Origin of the sequence: Streptomyces palmae (genome assembly GCF_004684805.1) — a bacterium.
In the GTDB taxonomy this organism is placed as follows: Bacteria; Actinomycetota; Actinomycetes; order Streptomycetales; family Streptomycetaceae; genus Streptomyces; species Streptomyces palmae.
Window position 1 is genome coordinate 1 of record NZ_SRID01000500.1, and the last position, 4,112, is coordinate 4,112.

General features: G+C 61.6%; 5 protein-coding genes and 1 pseudogene. 4 read left to right on the top strand and 2 right to left on the bottom strand.

Annotated features, from left to right (window positions below):
• Positions 1-334: pseudogene (locus tag E4099_RS29920) on the bottom strand (oligopeptide/dipeptide ABC transporter ATP-binding protein); the annotation flags it as partial.
• Between the two features lie 277 nt (positions 335-611).
• On the opposite strand from E4099_RS29920, the gene E4099_RS33340 reads away from it, so the two are divergent.
• The 4 genes from E4099_RS33340 (at position 612) to E4099_RS29935 (ending at position 3,819) form a co-directional block, all read left to right on the top strand.
• Complete coding sequence (locus E4099_RS33340) at positions 612-1,055, top strand: hypothetical protein (protein ID WP_167828527.1); 444 nt, start codon at positions 612-614, stop codon at positions 1,053-1,055.
• Complete coding sequence (locus tag E4099_RS29925) at positions 1,052-2,644, top strand: alpha/beta hydrolase (protein WP_167828528.1); 1,593 nt, start codon at positions 1,052-1,054, stop codon at positions 2,642-2,644. The genes E4099_RS33340 and E4099_RS29925 overlap by 4 nt, the downstream gene beginning before the upstream one ends.
• 321 nt (positions 2,645-2,965) lie before the next feature.
• Positions 2,966-3,421 (top strand): hypothetical protein, encoded by a 456-nt coding sequence (locus E4099_RS29930; RefSeq protein WP_135342248.1) that lies wholly within the window; start codon positions 2,966-2,968, stop codon positions 3,419-3,421.
• Positions 3,422-3,552: 131 nt separating this feature from the next.
• A complete protein-coding gene (locus E4099_RS29935) occupies positions 3,553-3,819 on the top strand; it encodes a hypothetical protein (RefSeq protein ID WP_135342249.1) in 267 nt (88 codons plus the stop codon).
• Positions 3,820-3,943: 124 nt separating this feature from the next.
• Here the strand turns inward: E4099_RS29935 and E4099_RS29940 are convergent.
• A partial coding sequence (locus E4099_RS29940; RefSeq protein WP_425348285.1) for an oligopeptide/dipeptide ABC transporter ATP-binding protein occupies positions 3,944-4,112 on the bottom strand: 169 nt, incomplete at its 5' end.

Sequence of the window (4,112 nt, forward strand, 5' to 3'; positions counted from 1 at the left end):
GGATGCGGGGGCGGGAGGTGTCCGCGCGGGATGGATCGCCCGTGGCGGCGGTGGCCGTTGGCGCGGTGCCCGCCGCCTCGGGGGCCGCCAGGGCGGTGTCCGGTTCGGGGACGGCGGAGAGCAGGGCGTGGGTGTACGGATGCCGGGGCCGGGCGTAGATCGCCTCGCGGGAGCCCACCTCGACGATCTTGCCGAGGTACATCACCGCCACCCGCTGCGAGAAGTGCCGCACCACGGCCAGGTCGTGCGCGATGAACAGGAACGCGATGCCCAGGTCGCGTTGGAGGTCCTGGAGCAGGTTGACCACCTGGGCCTGGATGGAGACGTCCAGGGAGACAAGCGACTGTGCGCGGGATCGGAGCGGCAAGCAGACCGGGGGCCGGAGACGGAGCAGGGCCTGAGCCGACCGGGCGTCTGGTGGCTGCCCCCGCGACATGTTCTCCGCGGCTCCGCGGCCAGGTTGCTTCATGACATGCCGAGGAGTAGCGGCTCGGACGTCGGCGGGAGCACTCAACTCGGTGATCAGTCTGAGTACCTGTACTCATACACGGGCCCCGCCAGCGACATTACAGTACGTGTTCGTAAGGGCACGGAGAATCCCCAGGGGGGCCATGGGTTTTACCGAAGAGTGGGCGACGGCCAAGGCGGAAGTCGGTGCTCGGATGCGTCTGGACGGGGCGGGGAGCAGCCCGGGGGTGAAGGAGTACGGCAGCGCGGTGTCCGATCTGCACATCAAGAAGGGCGCGTTGCGGGGCCTGGCAACGGATACCGAGACGCTCAAGCACCATGTGGGCACAGCCCTGGCCGACCTCCAGGAGGCACACCATTCGCTGGCCACGGACACGAGTGGGTTGGCGAGCACGAGCACACTCGCCAAGGTGCGGGAGTCATGGGAGAAGCGCCTCAAGGATGCTCGCAAGGAGTGCGGCGAGTTGGGCCAGGCGTTTCGCAACGCGGGTGGCCTGCACGAGGGCAACGATTCCGGAGTGCGTTCGAAGTTTGCGTCCGTCAAGGTCAGCGGCGTGAACGACTCCAAGCAAGGGGCTCACGGATGAAGGTGAGTGCCCTGAGGGATCTGAAGCGAGCGACGTACGAGACCGCGTCCGAGGGCTGGCGAAAGGTGAGCGATCAGGCCGGCACGGACATGACCTGGGTCGAGACGCACATGCTCAAGAAGCTGGGCGAGCAGGACGGCGACACCAAGAATGCTGCCGTGAAAACGGTGCGGATGCTCGCCCACAACTACCAGTACATTCAGATGCAGTGTGGGCTGATCCGGGCCACATTGAACGGCCTGGCACAGGAGCTCCAGCATCCGCAGTCGAAACTGAAGACCGCACTGGCCAACGCATCCGAGAACGGGCTCACCGTCCACGACGACGGTTCCGTCAGCTACCCCGCGGCGGTCTCCCATGGCAAGAATTTCCCGGGCGGCACAATCCATGGGCACAGCAAGAAAAGCAAGGGGGTCGCTGATGATCTCAACCAGGAGAACGAGTCAGCTGCTGATGCGCTGGAGAGGCAGGCGGACGCCCAGTATGAGCAGGCGGGGGAACCCAAGGTAAAACCGAAGCAGCACCTTGCCGAGCAGTTGGCGCAGGAAATCGCAGACGCTCTTCGAGTGGCGGGAGAAGTCGACCTGCAGTACTCGAACCTCTTGGCCAGATTGACCGCAAAACTTGGCGGCGTCAAGGTCACTCCCGACATGTTGCTGGACGAGCAGGCGGACCGTACGGCCGTACAGCGCCTGGCCGGTGATGAGTACGCCAAGGGTGATATTCCGAAGGGTAAGTCCCCTGAAGCGAACGCGGCGTGGTGGAAGGGCCTGTCCAAGGAGGAGCAGGATGCGTACCTGTCGCTTTACCCATCGAAGATCGGGGCTCTCGACGGCATCCCATCCAAGATCCGCGATGAGGCGAATCGCACCGTACTCAGCGAGACGCGGGCCAAGTACGATCGAGAACTGAAAAACTATTCAAAGGAGCCCCCGAAATGGGAGGATTTCGGTGCTAAAGCCACGAGGATCTCGCAGGATTGGCGCGACTGGAATGCCAGGAAGAGTCACCTGGAAACTGCGATTCATGGAATGGATGCCATCCAGGAGCGCTTCGATAGGACGGGTCAGAATGGAGTTCCGAGAGCATACTTGCTCGGATTTGACCCTGAGAAGCATGACGGCCGAGTAATCCTTGCCACTGGCGATCCGGATACAGCCGACCATACCGCCGTCTATGTTCCGGGCACCAAAACGCTTATCGGCGGTATTGGTGGCGACCTGAGTCGTGGTGAGAGGCTCTGGGCCACAAGTCATGCGGTTGACCCTCACGCCAAGGTGGCCACTATCACCTGGCTGGGTTATGACGCTCCGGACGACCTCCCGAGTGCTGCGAAGGACAGGTGGGCCAAAGCTGGCGGACCCGATCTGCGCCAGTTCTTGGACGGAGTGGCGGAATCTCATGAGTCGGCTAGTGGTGACAGGGCTCACACCACTCTCATTGGGCACAGTTATGGCAGCACCGTCATCGGCGATGCGACTAAATCCCATACAAGCTACGATCCGGATGCCGGCCCCCTGGCGGTCGATGACATCGTCGCGGCAGGTAGTCCTGGGATGCAGGTGGCCGGGCGGCTGACCTCAAAATAGACCCTGACCGTTTCTGGGCAATGAAAGCCAGTGGCTTCAAGGACCTTGCGGTTCGTGAAGGAGGGCGGAAGGTCGGCCTTGGCGAGGACAATATGATCCCCACCGATGTCTGGTTCGGTGGAAATCTGATGGAATCAGGTGTGTCGGACCACGGGGCCTACTGGGACGAGGGTAGCACCGCTCTATGGAACCAGGGCGCCGTGATAACCGCTAATTACGACAGGGTCGAACTTGAGTAGGGAAATTCGGGCAGCCCTCTCTATGCTGCTCCCCTTGTGTCTATTTCTTGTGGGGTGTTCGCAGATGGATGGCGATAATTCGGTGGAGAAGTTGGATATCCGCAGTGTGCGAGATATGTCCCAAGAGACGCAAAAGGTGTCCAGTGGGATTCTGGACATCCTTTCCTTGAAAAAGGGAAAGGTGACTGAGCCTGGTCCGGGGACGCTTCCTTGCTCTGGCTACTCCGGCGGCGAAGAGGTGCGTAGAATGCATCACCCGTGGAGCGTATATGATGTGCCGGTCGAGGATCTGTATGAGGCCATGGATCGGCTGCGAAGTGAGCTTCCAAAGAATGGCTGGAAGATCATCAAGGATGAGCCGGACCGTAGTCGCGCCAAGACTCCGCAGATCGTTGCGAACTATACTCGGGGGAATTTTTCTGCAGACATCAGGCTGCTGGATCAGCGCAAGTACCGTGATAAGGAATCGCTGATTATGGTCACCGTTGTTTCCGATTGCTTCCGAAGTAATGAGAGTGGATCCCGCGCGGCAGGCTGAATTGCGTCACCAGTCCAACCCTCGCGAATCTGGACACAGTGGGTTCGCTCGTGACTCGATTAATCGGAAAGCGACTCAGGGTGATCTCGGCGCTAGTGGGTGTTGTGGTGCTGGCTACGGGGTGCTCTTCGGTGGACGAAGATTCGGGAAAACTTGGTTACGAGCAGCGGGTTCGCGACAGTCGTGATGTCGAGGACGAAGTAGGTCGGGTGTCCAGCGGGCTTTTGGACATGCTTCACACCAAGGGCAAGGTGACGGAGCCCGGCCCCATGGCGTTGATGTGCCCTGCCGGTGAAGGACCCGGGCGCGACCTGCGCTGGGTCAGCCACCCTTGGTCCATGTACGGGGTGGAAGGTGGTGAAAAGCGGGCCGGATGCGAGCAGGAATCGAAACCTTGAGATTCTGGCTGTTCACCTGAAGACGCGCACCCAGGTCGAAGCGACATGGATGAAGGGGCTCGACGGTCACGAACTGCTAATCGATGTCGCTGTGTATTCGAGGTGCTTTCGCGACCCCGACAGCTCAGCCTGACAGCGCGAACCCCGACTCCTCCGGGAAGTGGCAGGCCGTCAAGTGCCCCTCCTCGCTGTCCTCGGTGCGGACCAGGGGCGGCTCGGTCTGGGCGCAGCGGTCCTGGGCTTTCCAGCAGCGGGTGCGGAAGCGGCAGCCGGAGGGTGGGTCGATGGGGGAG

Bases quoted from the DNA above. Each gene is read 5' to 3' on its own strand.
- E4099_RS33340 (WP_167828527.1), top strand. From the start codon at position 612: ATGGGTTTTACCGAAGAGTGGGCGACGGCCAAGGCGGAAGTCGGTGCT.
- E4099_RS29925 (WP_167828528.1), top strand. From the start codon at position 1,052: ATGAAGGTGAGTGCCCTGAGGGATCTGAAGCGAGCGACGTACGAGACC.